This window comes from Hoeflea sp. IMCC20628 (assembly GCF_001011155.1).
Taxonomy (GTDB): domain Bacteria; phylum Pseudomonadota; class Alphaproteobacteria; order Rhizobiales; family Rhizobiaceae; genus Hoeflea.
In genome coordinates, this window is the sequence record NZ_CP011479.1 from 3,043,742 (window position 1) to 3,067,768 (window position 24,027).

21 protein-coding genes are annotated in these 24,027 nt (G+C 60.5%); 7 read left to right on the forward strand and 14 right to left on the reverse strand.

The features are described 5' to 3' along the window. Window positions 1-140 precede the first annotated feature (140 nt). From IMCC20628_RS14460 to IMCC20628_RS14480, 5 genes are all read right to left on the reverse strand, one after another. Window positions 141-1,079: a dihydrodipicolinate synthase family protein gene (locus IMCC20628_RS14460; RefSeq protein WP_047030798.1), complete on the reverse strand. Its 939-nt coding sequence runs from the start codon at window positions 1,077-1,079 to the stop codon at window positions 141-143. Window positions 1,080-1,111: 32 nt separating this feature from the next. Continuing rightward, on the reverse strand, window positions 1,112-2,422 hold the full coding sequence (locus IMCC20628_RS14465) for a TRAP transporter large permease subunit (RefSeq protein ID WP_047030799.1): 1,311 nt from the start codon (window positions 2,420-2,422) through the stop codon (window positions 1,112-1,114). 4 nt (window positions 2,423-2,426) lie between these two features. Next, entirely contained in the window at window positions 2,427-2,942 is a 516-nt protein-coding gene (locus IMCC20628_RS14470) for a TRAP transporter small permease subunit (protein ID WP_047030800.1), read from the reverse strand. A gap of 23 nt (window positions 2,943-2,965) precedes the next feature. Then, a complete protein-coding gene (gene dctP / locus IMCC20628_RS14475; RefSeq protein WP_047030801.1) occupies window positions 2,966-4,027 on the reverse strand; it encodes a TRAP transporter substrate-binding protein DctP in 1,062 nt (353 codons plus the stop codon). 198 nt (window positions 4,028-4,225) lie between these two features. After that, complete coding sequence (locus IMCC20628_RS14480; protein ID WP_047030802.1) at window positions 4,226-4,948, reverse strand: GntR family transcriptional regulator; 723 nt, start codon at window positions 4,946-4,948, stop codon at window positions 4,226-4,228. A 178-nt stretch (window positions 4,949-5,126) separates the two neighbouring features. Between IMCC20628_RS14480 and IMCC20628_RS14485 the strand changes: the two genes are divergently transcribed. The 3 genes from IMCC20628_RS14485 (at window position 5,127) to IMCC20628_RS14495 (ending at window position 10,580) form a co-directional block, all read left to right on the forward strand. Next, a complete protein-coding gene (locus IMCC20628_RS14485) occupies window positions 5,127-7,553 on the forward strand; it encodes a glycoside hydrolase family 2 protein (RefSeq protein ID WP_082128149.1) in 2,427 nt (808 codons plus the stop codon). A gap of 253 nt (window positions 7,554-7,806) precedes the next feature. Further along, window positions 7,807-9,102, forward strand: coding sequence for a 4-aminobutyrate--2-oxoglutarate transaminase (locus IMCC20628_RS14490; protein WP_047030803.1), 1,296 nt, complete (start codon window positions 7,807-7,809; stop codon window positions 9,100-9,102). Then, window positions 9,102-10,580 carry an NAD-dependent succinate-semialdehyde dehydrogenase gene (locus tag IMCC20628_RS14495; protein WP_047030804.1) on the forward strand — a complete coding sequence of 493 codons (1,479 nt, stop codon included), beginning with the start codon at window positions 9,102-9,104 and terminating at the stop codon, window positions 10,578-10,580. The genes IMCC20628_RS14490 and IMCC20628_RS14495 overlap by 1 nt, the downstream gene beginning before the upstream one ends. An 81-nt stretch (window positions 10,581-10,661) precedes the next feature. On the opposite strand, the gene IMCC20628_RS14500 is transcribed toward IMCC20628_RS14495, so the two are convergent. Together IMCC20628_RS14500 and IMCC20628_RS14505 are read right to left on the reverse strand one after the other, a co-directional pair. Beyond that, entirely contained in the window at window positions 10,662-11,744 is a 1,083-nt protein-coding gene (locus tag IMCC20628_RS14500) for an endonuclease/exonuclease/phosphatase family protein (protein WP_197078305.1), read from the reverse strand. Between the two features lie 80 nt (window positions 11,745-11,824). Then, window positions 11,825-12,025: a hypothetical protein gene (locus tag IMCC20628_RS14505; RefSeq protein WP_047030806.1), complete on the reverse strand. Its 201-nt coding sequence runs from the start codon at window positions 12,023-12,025 to the stop codon at window positions 11,825-11,827. A gap of 154 nt (window positions 12,026-12,179) precedes the next feature. Here IMCC20628_RS14505 and gntA point away from each other — a divergent pair, with 154 nt between their 5' ends. Beyond that, window positions 12,180-12,839, forward strand: a complete 660-nt coding sequence (gene gntA, locus IMCC20628_RS14510) for a guanitoxin biosynthesis heme-dependent pre-guanitoxin N-hydroxylase GntA (RefSeq protein ID WP_047030807.1) — start codon at window positions 12,180-12,182, stop codon at window positions 12,837-12,839. A gap of 1 nt (window position 12,840) precedes the next feature. Then, window positions 12,841-13,437: an urea carboxylase-associated family protein gene (locus tag IMCC20628_RS14515; RefSeq protein ID WP_047030808.1), complete on the forward strand. Its 597-nt coding sequence runs from the start codon at window positions 12,841-12,843 to the stop codon at window positions 13,435-13,437. A 6-nt stretch (window positions 13,438-13,443) separates the two neighbouring features. Here IMCC20628_RS14515 and IMCC20628_RS14520 read toward each other — a convergent pair whose 3' ends face one another. From IMCC20628_RS14520 to hutI, 7 genes are all read right to left on the reverse strand, one after another. Next, a complete protein-coding gene (locus tag IMCC20628_RS14520; RefSeq protein WP_047030809.1) occupies window positions 13,444-14,994 on the reverse strand; it encodes a TRAP transporter large permease subunit in 1,551 nt (516 codons plus the stop codon). Then, window positions 14,991-15,503, reverse strand: a complete 513-nt coding sequence (locus IMCC20628_RS14525; RefSeq protein WP_047030810.1) for a TRAP transporter small permease subunit — start codon at window positions 15,501-15,503, stop codon at window positions 14,991-14,993. The genes IMCC20628_RS14520 and IMCC20628_RS14525 overlap by 4 nt, the downstream gene beginning before the upstream one ends. 62 nt (window positions 15,504-15,565) lie before the next feature. Then, complete coding sequence (locus tag IMCC20628_RS14530; protein ID WP_047030811.1) at window positions 15,566-16,654, reverse strand: TRAP transporter substrate-binding protein; 1,089 nt, start codon at window positions 16,652-16,654, stop codon at window positions 15,566-15,568. 23 nt (window positions 16,655-16,677) lie between these two features. Beyond that, window positions 16,678-18,360, reverse strand: coding sequence for a urocanate hydratase (gene hutU / locus IMCC20628_RS14535; RefSeq protein ID WP_047030812.1), 1,683 nt, complete (start codon window positions 18,358-18,360; stop codon window positions 16,678-16,680). After that, window positions 18,357-19,157: an N-formylglutamate deformylase gene (gene hutG / locus IMCC20628_RS14540; RefSeq protein ID WP_047030813.1), complete on the reverse strand. Its 801-nt coding sequence runs from the start codon at window positions 19,155-19,157 to the stop codon at window positions 18,357-18,359. Before hutG ends, hutU begins: the two co-directional genes overlap by 4 nt. Further along, on the reverse strand, window positions 19,154-20,695 hold the full coding sequence (gene hutH / locus IMCC20628_RS14545; protein ID WP_047030814.1) for a histidine ammonia-lyase: 1,542 nt from the start codon (window positions 20,693-20,695) through the stop codon (window positions 19,154-19,156). The genes hutG and hutH overlap by 4 nt, the downstream gene beginning before the upstream one ends. Then, window positions 20,692-21,885: an imidazolonepropionase gene (gene hutI, locus IMCC20628_RS14550; protein ID WP_047030815.1), complete on the reverse strand. Its 1,194-nt coding sequence runs from the start codon at window positions 21,883-21,885 to the stop codon at window positions 20,692-20,694. Before hutI ends, hutH begins: the two co-directional genes overlap by 4 nt. Window positions 21,886-21,959: 74 nt before the next feature. Here hutI and IMCC20628_RS14555 point away from each other — a divergent pair, with 74 nt between their 5' ends. Both IMCC20628_RS14555 and IMCC20628_RS14560 read left to right on the forward strand, forming a co-directional pair. Continuing rightward, window positions 21,960-23,324, forward strand: a complete 1,365-nt coding sequence (locus tag IMCC20628_RS14555; RefSeq protein WP_047030816.1) for a formimidoylglutamate deiminase — start codon at window positions 21,960-21,962, stop codon at window positions 23,322-23,324. After that, the gene (locus tag IMCC20628_RS14560) at window positions 23,321-24,022 is read left to right on the forward strand and encodes a GntR family transcriptional regulator (protein ID WP_047030817.1); all 702 of its coding nucleotides are present in this window, start codon (window positions 23,321-23,323) and stop codon (window positions 24,020-24,022) included. Before IMCC20628_RS14555 ends, IMCC20628_RS14560 begins: the two co-directional genes overlap by 4 nt. The last annotated feature ends 5 nt before the right edge of the window (window positions 24,023-24,027 follow it).

A 24,027-nucleotide genomic window follows, 5' to 3' on the forward strand; every position in this document is an offset into this window, starting at 1 on the left:
ATCACCCCATCAATGAAGCAGATGCATGGCGAAGTCATTTCGGCCGTCGCTCCAAGCTGTCGGCGGAGTAACCTTGGGTGCGGGCGGCGTATTGTCTGTACCGCCCGCAATGGTGAGCAACTTCCTTAGCAGCAGGAAGGTCAGACTTGCGCAGACCACTCCGCGTACCAGGTGCGGAACAGGTGATACTGGCTTTCTACGTAGTTGCGTTGCGAGTCCGTCAGCGCATCGGTCTCATAGAACTGCAGTTCGTATTCGGCGTCTCCGGTCAGCACCATCAGGTGCTTGTAGTAAAGAACCAGGTCGGCGCCCTCATCAAAGGACGACAGCACACCCAGCGCCTCATCGAGCTGCTGGGCCTGCAGCCGCGCCTTGGCGTCGCCGGCGGCTGCCTTCTTGCACAGCGAAACAAGATGGAGAACTTCGCGCGGCAGGGCGTTGCCGATGCCGGTGATCGCGCCGGTGGCGCCGCAATTGACGAAACCATGGAAGACATTGGTGTCGACGCCTACCATCAGGGTAACGCTGTCATCGGCGGAAGTGATGTGCTCGGCCGCATAGCGCAGATCATTGGCGCCGCCGAATTCCTTGAAGCCGATCAGGTTCTTGTGTTCCCTGCGCAGCGCGAAGAACAATTCGGCGCGGGTGGCAAAGCCATAATAGGGGCTATTGTAGATCACCGCCGGAAGTTCCGGAGCTGCCGACAGCACCGCCTTGAAATGCGCCGCCTGGGCGCCGGCCGAACTACCGCGTGACAACACCCGCGGGATCACCATCAGGCCCTGGGCGCCGACTTCGGCGGCGTGGGCTGCATGGGCAACCGCAGAAGCGCTGTTGATCGCGCCGGTGCCGACGACGGTGGGAACGCCTGCGGCAACCAGACGGGCAACGCCTTCCATACGCTGCGCATCGGTGAGCAGCGGCCAGTCACCCATCGAGCCGCAATAGACCACGCCGGACATGCCGGCAGCGACCAGTTCCTGGCCCTTGCGGACCAGGGCGTCAAAATCAGGTGTCCGGTCGGGACGGCACGGGGTCATCAGTGCTGGTATGCAGCCGGTGAAAATCGAATTGTCCATCGGGCGTCTCCTTTATTTTTTAGTGAATGGTTTCAGAATCCGACGATCTGCGACGGCAGCCATGTCGACAGCGCCGGGAACAGGGCCACCGCCATCAGTGTTGCGATCTGCAGAAGGATGAAGGGCACCACGCCGCGGCACATCTGGCCATAGGTCATGTCCGGCGGCGCGATGGATTTGAGATAGAAGATCGACGAGGCCATCGGCGGCGTCAGGTAGCTGGTCTGGATGACAATGATCATCATCGTGCCGAACCAGACCGGATCGATGCCGGCAGAACGGATGAACGGCGTAAACAGCGGTACCGCGATCAGCACATTGGCGGTCCAGTCGAGCACAAAGCCAAGAAGCAGCACTATCAGCAGGAAAAAGATGATCATGCCGGTGTCGCCAAACCCGGCAGCCTCGATGAAAGAGCGGATCATGCGCGAGCCGCCATTGGCCGCAAATGTGCCCATGAACATGGTGCCGGCGGCGACAATCAACAGGATCATCGCCGAAATCCGGACGGTGATCCTGAGCGATTCAAACAACATGCCGAGATTGAAACGGCCATAGATGATGCTGAGGATGGCGGCGCCGACAGCGCCCACTGATGCGGCCTCGGTGGGCGAGGCAATGCCCGCCAGCAGAGACCCAAGCACCGCAAAGATCAGCAGGCAGATCGGCAGCAGCGACGACACCGTCAGCCGCAGTTTCTCGCCCAGCGGCATTTCCGGCTCGCTGTCTTCGTGCAGCGGCTGCGGCGGCGCCATAACGCCCTGGATGATCAGATAGATGATGAACAGGCCGACCATCAGCAGGCCCGGCAACATCATGCCGGCGAGCAGCTCGCCCACCGACATCTGCGCCAGCGAGGCATACATCACCGCGATCACCGACGGCGGGATCATGGTGCCGAGCGAGCCGCCGGCGCAGATGGTGCCGGCAATCTGGCTGTTGCGGTAACCGCCGCGCTGCATCGCCGGGATCGCCATCATGCCGATCATCACCTCGACAGCGCCAACGACACCGGCAGCGGCGGCGAAAATCGCACCCATGGCAATGGTCGCGACGGCCAGCCCACCGGGCAGTTTCGACATCCAGATCTGCATGACGCGGAACAGACGCTCGGCAATACCCGAACGCTCCAGAATGGCGCCCATCAGCACAAACATCGGAATGGCGGCGAGAATGAAATTGGTCGAGGCGGAATAGAACGCCCCGTAAAGCTGGGCAAAAGCGTGCGGCCCGAATTTGGCAAGTCCTGCGCCCGCCGAAACGATGGCGAGCGAGAATGCAATCGGTATCCCCGTCAACACGAGCAGGAACAATGCTGGAAACATCAATGCGGCAATGGTCATCGGGTCAGGCTTCCAGTTTGAACGTCGGTTCATCCTGGCCGCGAAACGCCCGCAACCCATGGACAAGCTGCTGCAGGGTCAAGGCGATCAGCCCGACAGCAAGAATTGAAAAGAACGGCCACATCAACGGCGCCCAGGGACTGACGCTTTCGACCTCCGACGTGGTCCAGGCACGCCAGGCGCGCTCGACTGCGAATTTGGACAGCGCCGCAAACATCGGTGTCAGCAGGAACACAAAGACGACGCCTTCAAGCCGGCGCCGGAAGGCAGCAGGCATCTTCTGGGCGAGGAAGTCGATCCGCACATGGGCATCTTCCCTGAGCGCATAAGCAGCGCCCAGAACAAACAGCGACCCGGTGCACATGTAGGAGATATCAAAGGCCCACATGGTTGGCGCGCCAAATGCATAGCGCGCCACCACTTCGTAGATCATCGAAATGACCAGAACCACCGTCACGAGTTGGGCGATCCAAAACAGCAGACGGGAGAAGGCGTCGACGATGTTGAAAAGCCTTGTCATGACGGTGGGTTCCGTTGTCTCGGTTAGTCCTGGTTCCGAACCAGGTAGGAGCTTTCTGCAGACCACAGGGTCTTGAAGGCCATGTAGTCGGCGAGAATGTCAGCCATGTCCGACTTGCCTTCAGCCTTCTGGGCTTCGGCAGTCTTGCTGATCCAGTCAACGCCCGCATCCGAAAGCTGCTTGATGAACTCCGGCGACAGCGTGATCACCTCGTTCGGGCCCTTGCGGTAGCTGTCCATGGCGACGACGTCTTCACCGTAGAAATGCACCAGCGCCTGCATGGTGGTCAGTTCGGCAGCCATTTCCAGCAGTGGCTTGAGATCGTCAGGCAACGCATCCCAAGTTTCCTGCTTGAGCACGACTTCCCAGAGGAAGGTCGGCTGGTGCACGCCCGGAACAATGATGTATTTGGCGGCTTCATGGAACCCTTCAGGCAGGTTGGCCGACGGAGGCCCCCATTCGATCAGGTCGACGCCCTTGCGCTGCAGCAGCGTGTAGATTTCCCCAGGAGGAACAACCGTTGGCACGGCACCGAAATACTCTTCCATCACCTTGGCCCATGGGCCGGACGTGCGGTACTTCATGCCCTTGAGATCTTCGGCCTTGGTGATCGGCACATTGGAATGCGCCATGACTTCGGACGAACCGATGCCGACGATCAGGTTTTTGAAGCCTTCCTTGGCGCGCAATTCGGCAAGCTTTTCCTTGCCGCCCTTTTCATAGATCCAGGTGACATAAGCCTCAGGTCCCATTCCGCCCGGGAAACCGGCGAAAATAGCGTTGATCGGATCCTGGTTGACGAGATAGCTCGGCGTTGAATGTCCGGCCTGGACGATGCCGTCGCGCACGCCGTCATAGACCTGCAATGCGGGTACGAGCACGCCGGCGCCGAAAGGCTCGATGAGCACTCGGCTGTTGGTGAGAGCGTCGACATTGTCGGCGAAACGCTCGAGGAAATTGACATAGAAGGGCGAACCTTCGGGCACCGATGTCGGCACCTGCCACGTGACTTCCTGGGCAACGGCCGGGAATGCTGCAACCGACAGCATGGAGACCAGCGCCCACTTTCTGATTTTTTGAAACATAGAACCCTCTGTGTTTAGACCGCGCAGCGGACGTTGATGGTGTTCTGACCGACGACATATTCCGCGTATGTGCGAATGGACCGCCGTGCGTGTCTCTCTCTGGAGACAAGGAAAACCATAGTTTATTGTATTTTCGTTGTCGACAAGAAAATTTAAGACGACGAGAACAGCTGAAAAATCGTCGTTATTCGAGTAAGATCAGAGAGTTATATCCGCATTCAACCGGCGGTCCTCGGTCATGCTGGCCTGAATTTGCCGGATGATCTGCTCCGCATGCGCTTTTGCAATGCGGTCGGCTGCGTCGACATCCTGCTTCTCTATGGCCGCCAGCATGACCTCGTGTTCCTGAAGGTAGATCCTTGGAAGCTTGTCATTGTAGGAGGAATAATAGAGCCGCAACAGCCGGCGGCCTTCGTCGAGAAGCCGCTCGAAGAGTTCGGCGTAATAGCGGTTCTTTCCCGCCTTTGCGATCTGTGCATGGAAGTTGCGGTTGACCTCGATCATCATCGGCACATCTCTGGCCTCGACGGCGCGCGTGTAGTCGTGCTGAAGCACCCAGATCCTGGCCAGTTCGGCCTCGGTCCGGTTAACTGCGGCCAGCCGCGTGGTCACCCGGTACATCAACGTCAGGGCATCGAAGAATTGCGGCAGATTGGGAAAATCGATCGGCGCAACGATGGTGAAGCGATTGGGCAGAGTGACGACCAGACCTTCGCCAGCCAGCTTGACCATGGCCTCGCGCACCGGTGTCCGCGATATGCCGAAACGCTCCGCCAGCTTGACTTCGTCGATGGCGCTGCCGGGGTCCAGCGTCAGATTGAGGATTTCACGCTTGAGCGTATCATAGACGGCGCCGACGCCCTGCCCGCGCTTGCGTTTTGTCTCCGGGTGATCTGCGGGAATCGGCTCTTCAACGCTCATAAATATCTCCAAACATCCGTGCGCCTGTCAGGAGCACTACAACTCCGCGCGCTCAAATACAATTCTTCGGCGCGCCGACCCGGGCGCGTCGGCGGCGCTTGAAAATGGCCTCTCTGACTTGCCGGTAATAGACTAACGTGACATCGACGAACATTGAGGTTTTGGGAGGACAAGCGCCATGATGTCTGAGGCAGATGCGATTGCAGAGAGCTTTGAGTTGTCGTCCGGGTGGAGCGTGACCAATGGCCAGCACAGCGCGCTGCTGCCAGTGCCCGGCGATGTGCATTCGGCGCTGCTCGATGCAGGCATCATCACCGATCCCTATTGGCGTGACACCGAGATCGCGCTCGACTGGGTGCATGAGAGCGAGTGGACCGCAACCAAACGCTTTGAACTGACCGATATAGAAGGCGGACACTGGACGCTGTCGTTTGACGGCATTGATTGTGTCGCCGACATCAGCCTGAACGGCATATCGCTCGGTCGCGTCGAAAACCGGTTTCTGCGCCACGATTTCGAAGTCGGCGACGCCCTGATCGGCGGCGAGAACTGCCTGCAAGTCCACTTCCTATCCAACTCCACCGAGGCTATCCGCAAAGCCGCCGCTTCGCCCTACCCGGTGCCCTATTCAACCGACAACAACCGGCTGCCGCATTACAACTTCCTGCGCAAACCGCAGTGCGATGCGGGCTGGGACTGGAACATTGCACTCTCGCCGCTGGGATTGTGCGGTCCGGTCACACTCCGCCGCAATCAACTGGCGCGGCTTGATGATGTCATGGTCAGGCAGTTACATGATAGCGGAAAAGTCACGCTGGAAATTGATCTGCATTACACAGCCTTTGCAGCGGGCACTCTGGAAACCAGCGCCGCGTGCGACGGACAGTCGGCCAATCAAACGATACAGGTTTGGCCCGGATCAGGTCAGACCCGTTTGAGCGTTGACATAGAGAATCCGCAACTGTGGTGGCCGGCAGGACACGGGTCGCAGTCGCTCTACGATCTCGAGCTGCGTCTGGGCGAAGACATCGCCGCACGCCGCATCGGGCTGCGTACCGTTGAACTCGTCACCGACGCGGATGACATCGGCAGCCGCTTCGCATTCAAGGTCAATGGGCGCGAAATCTTCATGCGCGGCGCAAACTGGATTCCCGCCGATGCATTGCCGGCGCGCGCGACACCGGATGCGATCCGTGACCGCCTGACCTCGGCAGTCGAAGCCAACATGAACATGATCCGCGTCTGGGGCGGCGGCCAATATGAACCGGACTGGTTCTACGAGCTCTGCTCGGAGCTCGGGCTGATGGTGTGGCAGGACTTCATGTTTGCCTGCAGTCTCTACCCGGCGCACGATCACGCCTGGCTCGAAAGCGTGCGCCGCGAAGCCCGCCAGCAGATCCGGCGGCTGTCGGCCCATCCCTGCATGGCGCTGTGGTGCGGCGACAACGAGGTCATCGGCGCGCTGACCTGGTTTGAGGAAAGCCGCAGCAATCGCGACCGGTATCTCGCCGTCTATGCCCGCCTCAGTGCGGCGCTGGAGGAAGCTGTCGCCGCTGAAAAGCCCGACATTGCCTTCTGGCCGTCTTCGCCCTCGGTCGGGCCGCTCAATTTCGGCGATGGCTGGCATGACGACAGCTCCGGCGACATGCATTTTTGGGATGTGTGGCATTCCTCAAAGGATTTCGAGCACTACCGCACGGTCCAGCCGCGCTTCTGTTCCGAATTCGGCTTTCAGTCGTTTCCGTCCAACCGGGTAATTGAAAGCTTCACCGAGGAGGAAGACCGCAATGTCTCCGCGCGGGTCATGGATGTGCATCAGCGCAATGCCGGCGGCAACAGCCGCATCGTTGAGACGCTGACACGCTATTTCCGGTTTCCGGATAACTTCGCAGATATGACCTGGCTTAGCCAGGTGAGCCAGGCGCTGGCGATGAAGACGGCGATCGAATTCTGGCGCTCCGCCAAGCCGCGCTGCATGGGAACCTTGTACTGGCAGCTCAACGACACCTGGCCGGTGGCGAGCTGGGCGTCGCTGGAATATGGCGGCGGCTGGAAGCTGACCCATTACATGGCGCGTCGTTTTCACGCACCGGTGCTGGTAACCGCACAACCCGACGCCAAGACCGGCGATATTGTGTTCTGGGCCATCAATGACAGCGACCGCCCGGTTTCCCTCACTGTTGCAGCCCGGCGCGTCTCGACCCTGGGCTTCATGAGCGATTGCGGCAATTGGTCCTGCCTTTGCCCGACGGAGCGCGCTGTCGAAGTTGCGCGCCTTCCGGCCGGGAAGCTCACTGCCGATGAATTCCTTCATTTCACATGGCAAGACGCCACCGGCGGGCACGTGGGCGAGAATGACTACCTGCCACGCCGCCCGAAAGACTACAGGTTGCAGAAACCATCTATCCAGTTGATTGAAGATGGCGACACCGTGACGCTGACCAGCGATATCCCTGCAATGTATGTCAGCTATGATCATGGCGGTTCGGATATCTGGTCCGACAACGGATTCACGCTGCTACCGGGCGTTGCGAAGGTACTTCATCGCTGCCGTGATCGCGGTGGACTTCGTGGCGATCACAGGGTCCGTTATCTGAAGAGCTGACGCCGGTCTCCAACATCGCCAGCAATATAGCATTTTTCTGGTCGGAGATGGACACATGGGAACAAACCCACATGCCGTAAATTGGACGGGATAGACATCCTGCAGCGGCTTTGCTAGTCGCTGCCAAAGCTATATATACAGCGAGTGAAATTTCATCACCGGAGGCAGATCTGCTGCCCAAACCGGCTGGATCTGACGCCGCACAAGCCTTTGGGGCAAAGTGGCAGGCAAAACACGAAGAAAGTTGCGAAAAATGGGTAAGAACGCCGACATCCAAACCCGCAAGACCGATGCCATCGCACGCGGTGTTGGCATGATGACGCAGATCTATGCCGACCGCGCCGAAAACGCCGAAATCTGGGACGTCGAAGGCAACCGCTATATCGACTTCGCCGCCGGAATCGCCGTGGTCAACACTGGCCACCGTCACCCCAAGGTGATCGAAGCGGTGAAAGCCCAGCTCGACCGCTTCACCCACACCTGCCATCAGGTCATTCCTTATGAGAATTATGTTCATCTGGCCGAACGGCTGAATACGCTGGCACCGGGCGATTTCGACAAGAAGACGGTGTTTGTAACCACTGGCGCTGAAGCCGTGGAAAATGCCGTCAAGATCGCCCGCGCCGCCACCGGACGCCCGGCAGTGGTATCGTTTTCCGGCAGCTTTCATGGCCGCACCTTCATGGGCATGGCGCTGACCGGCAAAGTGTTCCCCTACAAGGCAGGATTCGGCGCAATGCCGAGCGACGTCTATCACGTCCCCTTCCCTATTGAACTGCATGGCGTCTCGGTCGCGCAGTCACTCGCGGCACTCGAGACCCTGTTCAAGGCCGATGTCGACCCCGCGCGGGTGGCAGCGATCATTGTCGAGCCGGTTCAGGGCGAAGGCGGGTTTTACGAAGTTCCGGCAGGGTTCTTCAAATCATTGCGCGAGATCTGCGACAAACATGGCATTTTGCTGATCGCAGACGAGATCCAGACCGGGTTCGCCCGAACCGGCAAAATGTTCGCCATGGAGTATCACGGCGTGGCGCCGGATCTGATGACGATGGCCAAGGGACTGGCTGGCGGATTTCCGCTGGCAGCTGTCACCGGCCGGGCCGAGATCATGGATGCTGCCAATCCGGGTGGATTGGGCGGCACCTATGGCGGCAATCCGATCGGCATCGCAGCAGCCCATGCTGTGCTTGACGTGATCGAGGAAGAACAGCTTTGCGACCGCGCCATGCAGCTTGGCAATCGTCTGAAGCAGCGGTTGCAGGGCATCCGCGAAGATGTGCCCGAGATCGTCGACATCCGTGGCCCCGGTTTCATGAACGCCATCGAGTTCAACGACGCCAAGACCGGCAAGCCAAGCCCTGATTTTGCCAATGCCGTCAAAGGCCGGGCCCTTGAAAAAGGCCTGATACTTCTCACCTGTGGGGTATATGCCAATGTCATCCGCTTCCTTTCGCCGATAACCATTCAGGATCCGGTGTTCCAGGAAGCGTTGGACCTTCTCGAAGCATCCATTCGCGAAGTCCATTCAGAAATCGGAGCCAACGCATAATGACCAGCAAACCTCTCACAGACATTCTGAAAAATCCGGACCTTCTGGTCAGCGCAGCCTTTGTCGGCGGCGAGTGGATCAAGACTGCCCCGGACGGCAAGACCTTCGATGTACTCAATCCGTCCACCGGTGATGTCATCACCTCGTTGCCAGACCTCGGCGTTGCGGAAACCAAAGCGGCCATCGACGCAGCCTATCTGGCGCAAAAGGACTGGGCCAAGAAAACCGGCAAGGAGCGCGCCGCGGTGCTGCGCAAGCTCTATGACCTGATGGTGGCCAATGCTGATGATCTGGGTGCTATCCTGACCGCTGAAATGGGCAAGCCGTTCGCCGAAGCCAAGGGCGAAATCCTCTACGGCGCCAGCTTCATCGAGTGGTTCGCGGAAGAAGCCAAGCGTGTCTATGGCGATGTCATTCCCGGCCACCAGCCCGACAAGCGGATTGTGGTTATCAAGCAGCCGGTCGGCGTTGTCGCGGCGATCACGCCGTGGAACTTCCCCAATGCGATGATCGCACGCAAGCTCGGACCGGCGCTCGCCGTCGGCTGTGCCTTCATTTCCAAGCCTGCAGGCGAAACCCCGCTATCGGCTCTGGCGATAGCAAAGCTTGCCGAAGATGCCGGCCTGCCCAAGGGCTTGCTCAGCGTCATCACCTCGCGCTCGAGTGCGGCGATCGGGCAGGAGTTCTGTTCCAACGAGAAGGTCCGCAAGATCACCTTCACCGGCTCGACCGAAGTCGGCCGTATCCTGATGCGGCAGTCTGCCGACCAGATCAAGAAGACCTCGATGGAGCTGGGTGGCAATGCGCCATTCATCGTGTTCGACGATGCCGATCTCGACGCTGCGGTCGAAGGCGCGATGATCTCCAAGTACCGCAACAACGGCCAGACCTGCGTCTGCGCCAACCGCATCTATGTGCAGGCAGGCGTCTATGATGCCTTTGCCGAAAAGCTCGCAGTCGCGGTCGGCAAGATGAAGATCGGCGACGGCTTTGGCGACGGCGTCACCACCGGCCCGCTGATCAGCGAAGATGCAGTGGTCAAGGTCGAGGATCACATCGCCGACGCCAAGAGCAAGGGCGCCAAGGTTCTCACCGGCGGCAAGCGCCACGATCTCGGCGGCACCTTTTTCGAACCGACAATCCTGACCGGCGTCACCCGCGCCATGAAGGTTGCCGGCGAGGAAACCTTTGGTCCGGTGGCGCCGCTGTTCAAGTTTGACACGGTCGAGGATGTGATCGAACAGGCCAATGACACCATTTTTGGCCTGGCATCCTATTTCTACGCCAATGACCTGACACGGGTCTGGCGGGTTGCCGAGGCGCTGGAATATGGCATGGTCGGAGTCAACACTGGCCTGATCTCGACCGAAGTCGCCCCGTTCGGCGGCGTCAAACAGTCGGGCCAGGGCCGCGAAGGCTCGAAATATGGCTGCGACGACTATCTGGAAATGAAATATATCTGCCTCGGCGGCATCTGAACCAGTTCATTGGCCGGGGCGGGAAACTGCCTCCCTCCCCGGTCAATCACACATTACCGACCCATCAGGCGCTTCCCGTTTTCAGTCTTCCCAATCACTGCCGGCGGGCGACCGGTTGCGGCTGCTTTCGACCTTGACCGCCTCATCGGCTTCCGCGATGTCGTCACCGGTTGGTTCCGGCGGCGTCTCGTTGCGGTCGCGGTCGGTCAGGGCAAGGCGATAAAACATCGGGAAGTGATCGGAGCCGACAAAACGCTGCCGTTCGAGAGTCACAAGCTCGAAATCACGCGAATGGAAAATGTGATCCAGCGGCCAGCGCAGGAACCAGTATCGCGCGTCAAACGAATTGAACAGACCACGGCCCTGGCGCGGATCGAGCAGACCGGAAATCCGCAAGAACCGACGCGTGGTGCGCGACCAGGCGACGTCGTTGAGATCACCGGTGACAATCAACGGCAAGGGCTCGTCACGCGCCTCCTCCGCCACCAGCAGGATCTCGGCGTCACGACCGAGGGTGTCGCGCAGCGGCAATGGTGGCTCCGGATGAAGCGCGATGACCCGAACCTCCCGACCGCCGGGCAGTTCGGCGACACAGGAGATGCTCGGCACTTCCTCGTTCAGCAAAAACCGTACCGCGCTGTCATGCAATGGCAACCGGCTGGCCAGGATGATGCCGAAACTGTCTTCCTGCGGTTGCTCGATGGTTTCCCGGAAATCTTCAAGGCAAGGTTTGAGAGCCTTGGCCCAGGCGGTGTCGGTTTCCATAAAAACGGCGATGTCGGGTTTGGTCTCCCGCAACAGATCGACCACGCGCTGATAATCCCGGTTGCCCTGCTTGACGTTGCAAGCCAGCACCGAGATCGTCGCGGCGGAGTCGATATCGCCGGAAAACCGCGCGGTCTGGCTGCGCCAGATCGGCGTGAAGCGCAGCACATAGACTAGCTGAATGCCAATGGCGATGGCGGCCATGCCAATGGCCGCCAGAACAACCGGCGTCAGCTCCCCGACGATCAGTGCTGCGGCAATGACCAGCACAGCAACCCCGATGGCCTGCAGCCGGCCAAAGTCGAACGACCGGACCATTCCGTGCGCAAATGGCAGCAACGGCACAAGGCTCGCCACCAGACAGAGCGAGGCCAACACGGCAAGTATTATCGAAATCACGTGCATGCTCCATCGGGAGGAAGGCGGTCTGTCAGGGGCTAACCAAAACACCAGATCCGTTTTTGTTCAACTGTCGTGTGTCAGCCCAAATCCGAAAACGACGGAACCCGGGCCAAGGAGACGCGCAGCGGAATGCGGTGACAAGTGCCGGACTTCACCAGATCTCTGGTCGCCGCTGCAATGGCATCGTCATGGCGATGGAACGGGCCGGTGTAGCGGCTTCCAAACTTGTAATACCAGTTGCCTCGCCAGTTTTCGATTTCGAACAGGGGCTCGTCCATTGCGCGTTCTCCGGTCTCTGCATGTGGTCTTTAACGCGAGATGTCGCTGCCGGTTCCGCGACCCACGGTTATATCTGTCGGGAACTTCACGCCGCTTTGCTCGTTTAGCCATCTCCCCGCCTGTTGAGGCTTTTGGAGAGTGAGTGAAGTACCGATGACCGACATATCCAACTCATTTCAGCAGTTCATCCAGAGCGCCGAATTTCCCTGCGTCGGCGCCAAATCGGCGCTCGCCCGCGACGCCCTTTCGGTGCTCGAAGTTGGCCAGATCGACAGTCCTGTCAGCGATGTCGAAATCCACCGGGCGCTGCGCGAGTTCAGCGACAATCTCGATCATCAGAGCCCGACTGTACGGTCTTTCGTGGTGATTTTCGATGGCCCCGGCGAGCTTGATGAAGAAGCCTTCGAGAAGGCGCTGTGGAACCGGCTGCAGTCGCTGCACAATCTCGATGTCGTCAGCGGCAATGCATGGAGCGACGCCGTCGATCATGATCCCGAATCGCCGCATTTCTCGCTTAGCATCGGCGGCGAACCCTTCTTCGTCATCGGGCTGCACCCCCATGCGTCCCGTCCGGCTCGGCGTTTTGAAAAGCCGGCGCTGGTGTTCAATTCGCACCTGCAGTTCGAAAAACTGCGCGCCGACGGTCGTTTCGACAAGATGAAAGAGATCATCCGCAAGCGCGACGCAGCGCTGGCCGGCTCCATCAACCCGATGCTCAACGACCACGGCGATGCCTCCGAGGCGCGGCAATACAGTGGCCGTGCGGTCGACGCCGAATGGAAATGCCCCTTCGCACACAAGGAAGTTGCCTGAGATGACCCACCGGATCCTACCACGCAGCGGCACCGCGTTTGAATTGAAGAAGGGCCAATTGCTCACGGTTATCGACCCGGAAGGCGAGCAAGTCTCCGACCTGGTGGCATTCAGCGCGGCCGACACCCGCGAATATTTGTCCTCCGGACGGTCGATCGATTATGCCGGGCGGATATTTCTGACCACCGGAGATATTCTCTATTCGAACCGGTCAAGACCGATGCTGAGCATTGTCGAGGACGAAGTCGGACGGCATGATTTCAGCCTGACCCCATGCTCGCGCGACACGTTCCGCATCATCTATGGCGACACCGATCCGCATCATGGCTGCCAGGGCAATCTGGAAAACGCACTTGCGCCCTATGGCATAGGGCCTGACGCGATTCCGATCGCGTTCAATGTCTTCATGCATGTGGCGGTCGACAGCGACAGCGGCGAGATCAAGGTGCTGCCTCCCCTGAGCAAGCCGGGGCAAAAGACCGTGTTCCGTGCCGAGATGGATCTGGTCATCGCCATGACCGCCTGCTCCGCCGGACAATCCAACAATTTCCGCTACAAGCCGATCGATTACCGGATCGAAGATGCTGCCATAGCCTGACCGGTTCTAGAAGATGACGCCAGGCAGCCAGGTCGCCAGTTGCGGCAGCAGCCAGACCAGAGAAATGCCGACGATCTGCAACCCGATGAACGGCACCACACCGGCATAGATCTGGCCGGTGGTGACTTCCGGCGGCGCCGCTCCGCGCAGATAAAACAGCGAGAAACCGAAGGGCGGGGTGAGGAAACTGGTCTGCAGATTGATCGCCAGCAACACGCCGAGCCAGATCGGGTCATGCCCCATCATGATCAGCGGCGGGGCGATCAGCGGCAGCACGATCACCGAGATCTCGACGAAATCGAGAAAGAAGCCAAGTACGAAAACAAAGGCCATGCAGAATAACAAGGCGCCCGCCGGACCGCCGGGCATGTTGGCAAGGATATGCGCCACCCGCTCCTCGCCACCAAGGCCGATAAAGACCAGCGAAAACATGCCGGCGGCAAGAATGGTGGCGAAGATCATTGCGGTCATGGTCAGGGTGGAATCGACGGCGGCATGCAGCGTTTTGGTGCGGAACGTGGCACGAAGGGCTGTCAGGATCGCTACCGCACCGACAATGGTCAGCATGATGTATAAGCCACCGGCGCTCAGCGAGCCGATGCCGAGATCATTGCGCTGCAGGCGCACCGGGAACAGACCGGCAAGGATGCCCAGGCAGATCAGCGCCGCCGCACCCCAAAGAATGATTCGCGGGCTTTTGCCGACCCGCATGCCGGCCATCAATAAGGCGCCAATAGCTCCGACCGATGCGGCTTCGGTGGGAGTCGCGACACCACCGAGAATGGCGCCGAGAACCGTGAATATCAGCAACACTGGCGGAATAATTGCCGAGATGATCTCACGCCTGTCCGGCTTGGGTGTATCGAGCGTCGCCGGAGGCATGTCGCCGGGGCGGATCAGGCCGTGCACCAGAATGTAGATCAGGTAAAGCACCACCAGCGTCAGGCCGGGAATAAGCGCGGCGGCAAAAAACTGGCCCACCGACAGTGCTTCGACAGAGAACTTGCCCTGCTCGTACTGCGCCTGCTGAAACGCGTTGGACATGACATCGGCGAGAATGATCAGCAGCGTCGAGGGCGGGATGATCTGGCCCAAGGTGCCTGCGGTGCATACAATTCCCGAAGCGACACGCGGATCATAGCCGGAGCGCAGCATGGTTGGCAGCGCAATCATGCCCATGGCAACGACGGTGGCCCCGACAATGCCGGTGGAGGCCGCGAGCAGCGCACCGACGAGCACCACGGAAATACCTAGGCCGCCGCGCAACTGCCCGAACAACCGGCCCATGGTGTCGAGCAGCTCCTCGGCGATGCGGCTTTTCTCCAGCACCGCGCCCATTAGCACAAACAGCGGAATGGCAATCAGAACCTGGTTGGAAATCAGGCCGAAGACACGCTGGCCGGTGGCGCCCATCAGCGTGATGTCCATGACGCCGAGCGCCCAGCCGAGATAGGCGAAGACGACCGCCACCCCGGCAATCGAAAACGACACCGGAAAGCCGAGCAGGATGGCGCCCATCAGGGCTGCGAACATGATGAGATCGAGATACTGGCTCATGCGTCGGCCTTTGGCGCGGAGGTCTGAGGCAGCATCAGCCGGATCAGCAGGGACAGAGATTGCAGCATCAGCAGGATGCAGAAGGCCGGGATCAGCGACTTGAGCAGGAACACCGCTTCAATGCCGCCGACCGAAATCGGACCTTCGAGAATTTTCCAGGAATTGCGCACCGACGGCCAGGACCAGTAGAGCAGCACCAGCATGGATGGCATCAGCAGAAACAGATGGCCGAAAATGTCGATGCGGCGGCGGCCGACGTCAGTTGCCTTGGCGTAGAAGACATCGACGCGGACATGCTTGTCGACCAGCAGCGTGTAGGCAGCACCCAGCATGAACAGCGTCGCGTGCATGTAGAGCACGCTTTCCTGCACGGCGATGAAGTTGACGCCGAAGACGTAGCGTCCGACCACGATGGCGAACTGCACCAGCACCATCAACAGCGCCAGCCAGCGGATGACACTTGCCGTGGCCCGGCTGATAGAATCGAGAATGTCAGCCAGACGCTGCATGCAGTTCCCTCTTGCTGTGATGACCGGCGCGGGACGTGCCCGCGCCGGTCAGAGTCTTGCTATCAGTAGCCCATCACGGAGGCGCGGGCGTTCATCTGCCCGTTGTCGGCATAAGTCATGTAGCCACCGACCAGATCCCGATAGGAAACGTAGCTTTCGGTGATGCGCTTGACCAGTTCATCATCGTTCTGGCGCAACTCGTCAACAACCTCTTCGGCCGCCTTGCCCATGGCGACGATAACATCGTCAGGCAGCTTGCGAACCATGACACCGTGCTCGGAGACCAGCGTCTTGAGTGACTGGGCGTGCTTGGTGGTGTATTCGGTCCAGACCGGATTGTAGAGGCTTTCGCAAGCCAGCGAGACCACCTGCTGCAGATCGTCTGGCAGCTCGGCAAAGGCTGCGGCGTTGACGCCACATTCCTCAGCCGATGATGGCTCACCAACGCCGGGCCAGTAGTAGTTCTTGGCAACCTGGTAGAAGCCGAGAGCGGAATCAGACCACGGGCCGATGAATTCACCGGCGTCGAGCGCGCCGGTCTGCAGCGCCTGGAACATCGCCGGGCCGCTCATGGCTTCAGATGCCATCCCGAGCTTGTTGGCCATTTCCGAGGCGAGACCGGCGGTGCGGAACTTCAGGCCCTTGAGATCTTCAACCGAGTTGATCTCGTTGCGGAACCAGCCAGCCCACTGCGGACCGGAATTGCCGCACAGGAACGGCTTGACGCCGAAGCGGCCATACATTTCGTCATACAGCGCCTGACCACCGCCATGCTGCATCCAACCGAACTGCTCGTCAGCGCGGAGGCCGAAAGGCTGCGAACCGAACAGCAGGATGCCCTTGGACTTGGAGCCCCAGTAGGCAGGAACGGCATGATAGAGCTCGGCAGTGCCTTCGGACACGGCGTCAAAAACACCCGGACCCGGGACGATTTCACCGGCTGCATAGAGCTTGACCTCGATGCGGCCGCCCGACAGCGTGGTGATGCGGTCGGCCAGAAGCTGGGCGGCAACGCCCGGGCCTGGCAGGTTCTTCGGCCATGCGGTGACCATCTTCCACTGGCGCTTGTCCTGCGCAATTGCAGGGGTGGCAAGTGTTGCAGCCGCGGCCGCACCGGCGACGCCGGCCTTCAGGAATTTTCTTCTCTGCATAATCAGTCCTCTCAGTTTATCGTTCACCCAAGTATTGCGGGCAGATTGAGCCCGTGTTCGCGCGCGCAATCGAGCGCGATGTCGTAGCCGGCATCGGCATGACGCCAGACACCGGAAGCCGGATCGTTCCACAGCACCCGCTCGAGGCGTTTGGCTGCAGATTCGGTGCCATCGGCAACGACAACCATGCCGGAGTGCTGGGAGAAGCCCATGCCGACGCCGCCGCCATGGTGGATCGACACCCAGGTGGCACCCGATGCGGTGTTGACCAGAGCATTGAGCAGCGGCCAATCGCTGACGGCGTCGGAGCCGTCCTTCATGGCTTCGGTCTCACGATTGGGCGAAGCGACGGAGCCGGAATCAAGGTGATCACGACCAATGACGATCGGCGCCTTGAGCTCGCCCGAGGCCACCATTTCGTTGAATGCCAGACCGGCACGATGGCGGTCGCCGAGACCGATCCAGCAGATCCGCGCCGGCAGGCCCTGGAAGGCAATGCGTTCGCGGGCCATGTCGAGCCAGGCGTGGAGATGGGTGTTTTCGGGGAACAGCTCTTTCATCTTGGCGTCGGTCTTGTAGATGTCTTCCGGATCGCCCGAGAGTGCGACCCAACGGAACGGACCGATGCCGCGGCAAAACAGCGGCCGGATATAAGCCGGAACGAAGCCGGGGAATGCGAAGGCATTTTCCAGGCCCTCATCCTGGGCGACCTGGCGGATGTTGTTGCCGTAATCGAGCGTCGGAACGCCGGCATTCCAGAAATCCACCATGGCGCCGACCTGATTTTTCATGCTGGCACGGGCGGCTTTCTCAACTGCCTTTGGGTCACTTTCCTGCTTTTCGCGCCATTCGGCGACATTCCAGCCCTGCGGCAGGTAACCGTGCAGCGGGTCATGCGCCGAGGTCTGGTCGGTGACCATATCAGGGCGCGGGCCGCCTGCCTTCATGCGCGCGGCGAGCTCGATGAAGACGTCGGCGGCGTTGCCGAGAAGGCCGACTGATTTGGCTTCACCGGCCTTGGTCCACTTGTCGATCATGGCGAGCGCTTCATCAAGCGTATGCGCCTTGGCATCGACATAGCGGGTGCGCAGGCGGAAATCGATGCGGGTCTCATCGCACTCGACGGCGAGACAACAGGCGCCGGCCATCACGGCTGCCAGCGGCTGTGCGCCGCCCATGCCGCCGAGGCCGCCGGTCAGGATCCACTTGCCGGTGAGATCGCCGTCATAATGCTGGCGGCCGGCTTCGGCGAAAGTCTCGAACGTGCCCTGAACGATGCCTTGCGTGCCGATATAGATCCACGATCCGGCGGTCATCTGGCCGTACATGGCGAGCCCGCGCTTGTCGAGTTCGTTGAAATGGTCCCAGTTGGCCCAGTGCGGCACCAGGTTGGAGTTGGCGATCAACACGCGTGGCGCGTCGACATGGGTACGGACCACGGCCACCGGCTTGCCCGACTGGACCACCAGCGTCTCGTCGTCATTGAGTTCCTTGAGGCTGGCGACAATCTGGTCAAAATCCTTCCAGGTGCGCGCGGCCCGGCCGATGCCGCCATAGACCACCAACTCATGCGGGTTCTCGGCGACATCGGGATGCAGATTGTTCATCAGCATCCGCATCGGCGCTTCGGTGAGCCAGCTCTTGGCTGTGATCTCGGTGCCTGTCGGCGGATAGACATCGCGCTGATTGTGTCTCGGATTGGTCATGATTGGCCTCCCACTAAAGCTGCCAGATCGGCAATTGATGTCAGAATTGTCTTTAGATGCACGCGCAGCCGGTCCGCCTTGGCCTCGTCATAGGCAAAGGGAAGCTCCTCGGTGGCCAGATGCGTGCTTTGCGCCAGTTCCATCTGGATGGCGTGAATGTTGTCAGCCGGCCGGCCATAGTGACGCGTGGTCCAGCCGCCCTTGAAGCGGCCATTGAGGACGCTCGAATAGCCTTCAGCACCAGCGCAGATGCCGTTGACGACCGCCTCGATCACAGGCGCGCAGGTAGCGCCATTGTTGGTGCCGATGTTGAAATCGGGCAGCGTGCTATCGAACAGGAACGGGATTTTGGAGCGGATCGAGTGGCAGTCATAGAGGATGGCGACGCCATGGATCGCGCGCACCCTTTCGAGCTCTGCTTCCAGTGCCACGTGATAGGGTGCATGCCAGGCAAGGCGGCGCGCCTCGATCTCGGCGGCATCCGGCTCTTCCAGCCACAGCGGCTCGCCATCGAAATTTGTCATCGGCACCAGGCCGGTGGTGTTCTGGCCTGGATAAAGGCTTTCGCCCGACGGATCACGATTGGCGTCAACAACGTAACGATGGAAATTGGCCCGGACGGTGGTGACGTCGTCCAGCAGGCCGTCATAGAGCTGGTCAACATGCCAATCAGTGTCGCCCATCGTTTGCCCGAGCGGTGTCAACCGGGCGAAGATATCGGCTGGAACGTGGGTACCGGTGTGCGGCAGACCGAGCACCAGCGGGCTGTCTCCGGGTTTGACCGTGACCGGGGTCATGCCGTCTCTCCCGCGAGCAGACTTGCCACATCGCATTGGCTCTGCACCCTGCCCTCGGCCACCAGCGCTGCGGCGCTGGCGATGTCGCCGGCCATGAAACGGTCATCGATGAGCGTGGCGATTTCCGAGCGGATGAGATCCACAGCGCCCTGCAAGGCCGGGCTTGTGGTCAGCGGTGCGCGGAACTCGACGCCTTGGGCTGCGCACATCAGCTCGACGCCGATGATGACGTTGAGATTGTCGTTCATCCGCAGCAGACGGCGCGCCCCATGGGCGGCCATCGAAACGTGATCTTCCTGATTGGCCGATGTCGGGGTGGAATCGGTCGAGCATGGATTGGCCAGATGCTTGTTCTCGCTCATCAGTGCTGCGGTGGTGACTTCGGCGATCATCAGGCCTGAGTTCAGGCCCGGCTTCGGAGTCAGGAACGGCGGCAGATCGAAGGACAGCGTCGGATCAACCATCAGTGCGACACGGCGCTGGGCGATGGCGCCAATCTCGGCGATGGCGATGGCGATCTGATCTGCAGCAAAGGCCACCGGCTCGGCGTGGAAATTGCCGCCGGAAACGATCTTGCCTTCAGCGACCAGCACCAGCGGGTTGTCAGAGACCGCATTGGCTTCGATCTCCAGCGTCTGCCCGGCAAAGCGCAAAAGATCGAGTGCCGCGCCTGCGACCTGCGGCTGGCAGCGAATGCAATAGGGATCCTGCACGCGGGTGTCGCCATCGCGGTGGCTTTCGCGGATCACCGAGCCGTCCATCACTGCGCGCATGGCGCGGGCGACATCGATCTGGCCACGATGGCCACGGAAGGCGTGAATGCCTGCTTCGAGCGGCGCGGTCGACCCCATGATCGCGTCAGTCGACAGACAGGACGAGACGACGCTGGCCTGGAGATTGCGGATGGCGGAGAAGAGGCCGGTCAGCGAACAGGCCGTGGAAAACTGGGTGCCGTTGATCAGGCCGAGACCTTCCTTCGGGGCAAGAACCGCAGGCTCGACTCCGGCCGCAGCCAGCGCCTGGGCCGCAGGCAAGCGATCGCCCTTGAAGATCGCCTCACCCTCGCCGATCATTGCAGCGGCCATATGGGCCAGCGGTGCAAGATCGCCCGATGCGCCGACCGAGCCCTGGCTCGGGATCACCGGCGTGACGCCTTCGCGCAGCATGTTCTGAATCACCGACAGCGTCTTCCAGGTGATGCCCGAGGCGCCGCGTCCGGCCGAGAGAAGCTTCAACGCCATCATCAGCCTTGTGGTGGCGACATCGAGCACTTCGCCGACGCCGCAGCAATGCGACAGGATCAGGTTGCGCTGCAGTTGCGCAGTATCGCCTGGCTTGATGCGGACGCTGGCGAGCTTTCCGAAGCCGGTGTTGACGCCATAGACGGCCTCATCTCCCGCTGCAGCCTGACGGACAAGCTCCGCGGCAGCCTCGATGCCCGGCAAGGCGCTGTCATCGAGAACAACCGCCACGCCGGTGCGCCAGATCTGTTCGAGTTGGCCAAGCGTCGCCTGGCCGGGCAGTAGCGTCAGCGTCATAGCGTGCCTCCAAAAATCCGCTTCCAGAGCGGGTTGAATCCAATGCGGTAGGCCAGTTCCGCCGGATGCTCGACATCCCAAACGGCGAGATCGGCGCGCAGGTCAGTCTTGATCATTCCGCAGTCGTCGAGGCCAAGCGCATGGGCGGCGTTTCTGGTCACGCCTGCAAGCGCCTCTTCCGGCGTCATCCGGAACAAGGTGCAGGCCATGTTCATGCTGAGCAGCAGGGAGGTCATTGGTGATGAGCCAGGGTTGCAATCCGTTGCTACAGCCATCGCCACGCCATTTTGGCGAAATGCATCGATTGGCGGCGCGGCAGTTTCATGCAGGGTGTAAAATGCACCGGGCAGGATCACCGCCACGGTGCCTGATTTTGCCATGGCGGCAGCATCATTAGCGTTGGCATATTCAAGATGATCAGCAGACAAAGCGCCATAGCTGGCGGCCAATTGCGCACCACCGAGGTTGGACAGCTGTTCGGCGTGCAACTTGACCGGAATACCGAGCGCCTTGGCCTTGTCGAAGACCCGCGCAATCTGTTCCGGCGAAAATGCAATGCCCTCGCAAAAACCGTCCACCGCATCGACCAGGCCTTCAGCATGGGCGACATCGAGTGCCGGGATGCAGACCTCGTCGATATAGGCGTCGGGACGACCCTTGTATTCGGGCGGCACGGCATGGGCGCCAAGAAAACTGGTCCTGACCCGAACCTGGCGGTGCTCGGCCACAGCCTTGGCAGCGCGCAGCATTTTCAACTCGTTTTCAATATCGAGGCCGTAACCAGACTTGATTTCGATTGTCGACACGCCTTCAGCGATCATCGCATCGACGCGGGTCAAGGCCCCGGCAAGCAGTTCGTCCTGATTAGCCTTGCGTGTGGCAGCGACAGTCGAGACGATTCCGCCGCCGGCTCTGGCGACTTCCTCGTAGCTCGCACCTTCAAGCCGCATCTCGAATTCACGGGCGCGATTGCCACCGTGAACAACGTGGGTGTGACAATCGATCAGCGCCGGCGTAACCAGTCGGCCTTTCAGGTCAAGGCTCTCATCCAGCTTGAATTTGCCCGGCAAATCGCTTGCCGGTCCAGCCCAGGCGATACGCCCGGCGCGGATGGCCACAGCCCCCTTCTCCACCAGCCCGTAAGCCGATGAACCATCCATGGTCGCCAATGTCGCGTTGATCAGGAGCATAATTTCGCCGTTGTTATGTTCGTGTTATTGGACTATAAGTATATACATAAAAACCTGTCAAGAGGCGTGACACAATGACGATTGTCTGGGCTGAAAAAGCGTTACTGGAAAGCGGCTGGGTCGAGAATGTGCGGGTCGACATCAGCCAAGACGGTCTGATCGAAGCCATTGAGCCAGACAGGCCGGCAGAAGGCCACAGAACCGGGGTGCTGCTGCCAGCGCCCGCCAATTGCCACAGCCACGCCTTTCAGCGCGCCATGGCGGGATTGACCGAAAGACGCGGGCCCGATGCGTCGGATTCGTTCTGGACATGGCGGCAGTTGATGTTCCGCTTTCTTGACCGGTTGACGCCTGAGCATGTCGAGGCCATCGCCGCTTTCGTGCAGATGGAAATGCTTGAGGCCGGCTATTCGGCCAATGTCGAGTTTCATTATCTGCACCACCAGCCCGGTGGCGTGCCTTATGACAACATGGCCGAGATGGCCGAGCGGATTGCTGCGGCTAGCTCCACCACCGGCATGGGGCTGACGCTGCTGCCGGTGCATTATCAGTATGGCGGCTGCGACAAGCGGGCATTGGGCCCGGGCCAAATCCGTTTCGGCAATACACTCGACGCCTATGCCGAGCTTCATGCCAGATCTGCCGAGGCCATTGCCCACCTGCCCGCCGACAGTCGCATCGGCGTGGCGCCGCACAGTCTGCGCGCTGTCGCACCCGAAGACCTTGTCCATCATGCAAAACTGGCTGGCGACAATCCGTTGCACATGCATCTGGCCGAGCAGATTGCCGAAGTCGAGGAGATCGAAGCGGCCTATGGCAAGCGCCCGGTGGAACTGGTGCTCGATTCAATGGAACTCAATGAACGGCGCTGTTTTATCCATTGCACACAGATGCTGCCCCATGAAACCCAAGGCCTTGCCAGAAGCGGCGCGGTTGCGGGGCTCTGCCCGATCACCGAATCAAGCCTGGGCGACGGCATCTTTGATGGCGTCCGCTGGTTCGAAAACGGTGGCGCGATTGCCATCGGTTCGGATTCCAACATTCGCATCTCGCTGTCGGAAGAACTCAGGACGCTGGACTACTCGCAACGTTTCCGCGATCACTCCCGCGCCGCACTGGCGACGCCGGACAAGTCCACAGGGCGGCGGTTGTTCGATGCTATCAATGCAGGTGGAGCCAGTGTTTCGGCGCGGAATAATGGAGCCCTTGCCGTCGGCAAGCTCGCCGACATGATGGCGCTGGATTCTGGCGCAGTCGATCTGATCGGCAGAACCGGCGACACGATCCTCGACTGTTATGTGTTCGCTGGAGACGATCGCATGGTAGAGGATGTCTGGTCGGCGGGTCGTCACATGGTGAGCGGTGGCCGGCATGTGAAACGGGAGGCCATCGTCGCGGCCTATGCCAGCACGATGAAACAGCTTGGAGAGGCCATTTGAGCGGAGGAGAATTCAACAGCTGGCAAACGGTGCAGGCGGAGGTGCTGCGCCGGATCAATGCCCGCGAGTGGAAGCCGGGTGAGTTCATTCCAAACGAGGCGGAACTGTCGGTCGAATTCGGCTGCGCCAGGGCGACGGTCAACCGGGCGCTGCGCGCGCTTGCCGATACCGGCCTGCTCGACCGACGCCGCAAGGCCGGCACCCGGGTGGCGCTCAATCCGGTGCGCAAGGCCACGCTGGATATCCCGGTCATCCGTTACGAGATCGAAGGCAGGGGACAGACCTACCGCCACACCGTACTCACGCAGGAGCGCGCCCTGCCGCCATCAGGCATCCGGGCCCGCATGCAGATCGAGCCCGGCGTCAAGCTGATCCATCTGGTGACGCTGCATCTGGCTGACGGCAAACCTTATGTGTTCGGAGACCGCTGGATCAACACAGCGGCAGTGCCCGGCATCGAGACAGCCGATCTCACCGTCAAAAGCGCCAATGAATGGCTGGTGGCGAACATCCCGTTTGAAGGCGGCGACTTCTCGTTTTCGGCGATGACTGCCGGAACACGCGAAGCCGAAATTCTTGCCTGCAAGGAAGGCGAAGGCCTGTTCGTCATAGACCGCAGTACCTGGAACAAGGGACTGGTGATCACCTCGGTGCGGCTGACCTTTGCACCAGGCTATCAGATGCACACCAAGATCTGAGCGGT

What these genes read in the sequence shown, in the direction of transcription:
- IMCC20628_RS14460 (WP_047030798.1), bottom strand. Translation starts at nt 1,079, where the DNA reads ATGGACAATTCGATTTTCACCGGCTGCATACCAGCACTGATGACCCCG.
- IMCC20628_RS14465 (WP_047030799.1), bottom strand. Translation starts at nt 2,422, where the DNA reads ATGACCATTGCCGCATTGATGTTTCCAGCATTGTTCCTGCTCGTGTTG.
- IMCC20628_RS14470 (WP_047030800.1), bottom strand. Translation starts at nt 2,942, where the DNA reads ATGACAAGGCTTTTCAACATCGTCGACGCCTTCTCCCGTCTGCTGTTT.
- dctP (WP_047030801.1), bottom strand. Translation starts at nt 4,027, where the DNA reads ATGTTTCAAAAAATCAGAAAGTGGGCGCTGGTCTCCATGCTGTCGGTT.
- IMCC20628_RS14480 (WP_047030802.1), bottom strand. Translation starts at nt 4,948, where the DNA reads ATGAGCGTTGAAGAGCCGATTCCCGCAGATCACCCGGAGACAAAACGC.
- IMCC20628_RS14485 (WP_082128149.1), top strand. Translation starts at nt 5,127, where the DNA reads ATGATGTCTGAGGCAGATGCGATTGCAGAGAGCTTTGAGTTGTCGTCC.
- IMCC20628_RS14490 (WP_047030803.1), top strand. Translation starts at nt 7,807, where the DNA reads ATGGGTAAGAACGCCGACATCCAAACCCGCAAGACCGATGCCATCGCA.
- IMCC20628_RS14495 (WP_047030804.1), top strand. Translation starts at nt 9,102, where the DNA reads ATGACCAGCAAACCTCTCACAGACATTCTGAAAAATCCGGACCTTCTG.
- IMCC20628_RS14505 (WP_047030806.1), bottom strand. Translation starts at nt 12,025, where the DNA reads ATGGACGAGCCCCTGTTCGAAATCGAAAACTGGCGAGGCAACTGGTAT.
- gntA (WP_047030807.1), top strand. Translation starts at nt 12,180, where the DNA reads ATGACCGACATATCCAACTCATTTCAGCAGTTCATCCAGAGCGCCGAA.
- IMCC20628_RS14515 (WP_047030808.1), top strand. Translation starts at nt 12,841, where the DNA reads ATGACCCACCGGATCCTACCACGCAGCGGCACCGCGTTTGAATTGAAG.
- IMCC20628_RS14520 (WP_047030809.1), bottom strand. Translation starts at nt 14,994, where the DNA reads ATGAGCCAGTATCTCGATCTCATCATGTTCGCAGCCCTGATGGGCGCC.
- IMCC20628_RS14525 (WP_047030810.1), bottom strand. Translation starts at nt 15,503, where the DNA reads ATGCAGCGTCTGGCTGACATTCTCGATTCTATCAGCCGGGCCACGGCA.
- IMCC20628_RS14530 (WP_047030811.1), bottom strand. Translation starts at nt 16,654, where the DNA reads ATGCAGAGAAGAAAATTCCTGAAGGCCGGCGTCGCCGGTGCGGCCGCG.
- hutU (WP_047030812.1), bottom strand. Translation starts at nt 18,360, where the DNA reads ATGACCAATCCGAGACACAATCAGCGCGATGTCTATCCGCCGACAGGC.
- hutG (WP_047030813.1), bottom strand. Translation starts at nt 19,157, where the DNA reads ATGACCCCGGTCACGGTCAAACCCGGAGACAGCCCGCTGGTGCTCGGT.
- hutH (WP_047030814.1), bottom strand. Translation starts at nt 20,695, where the DNA reads ATGACGCTGACGCTACTGCCCGGCCAGGCGACGCTTGGCCAACTCGAA.
- hutI (WP_047030815.1), bottom strand. Translation starts at nt 21,885, where the DNA reads ATGCTCCTGATCAACGCGACATTGGCGACCATGGATGGTTCATCGGCT.
- IMCC20628_RS14555 (WP_047030816.1), top strand. Translation starts at nt 21,960, where the DNA reads ATGACGATTGTCTGGGCTGAAAAAGCGTTACTGGAAAGCGGCTGGGTC.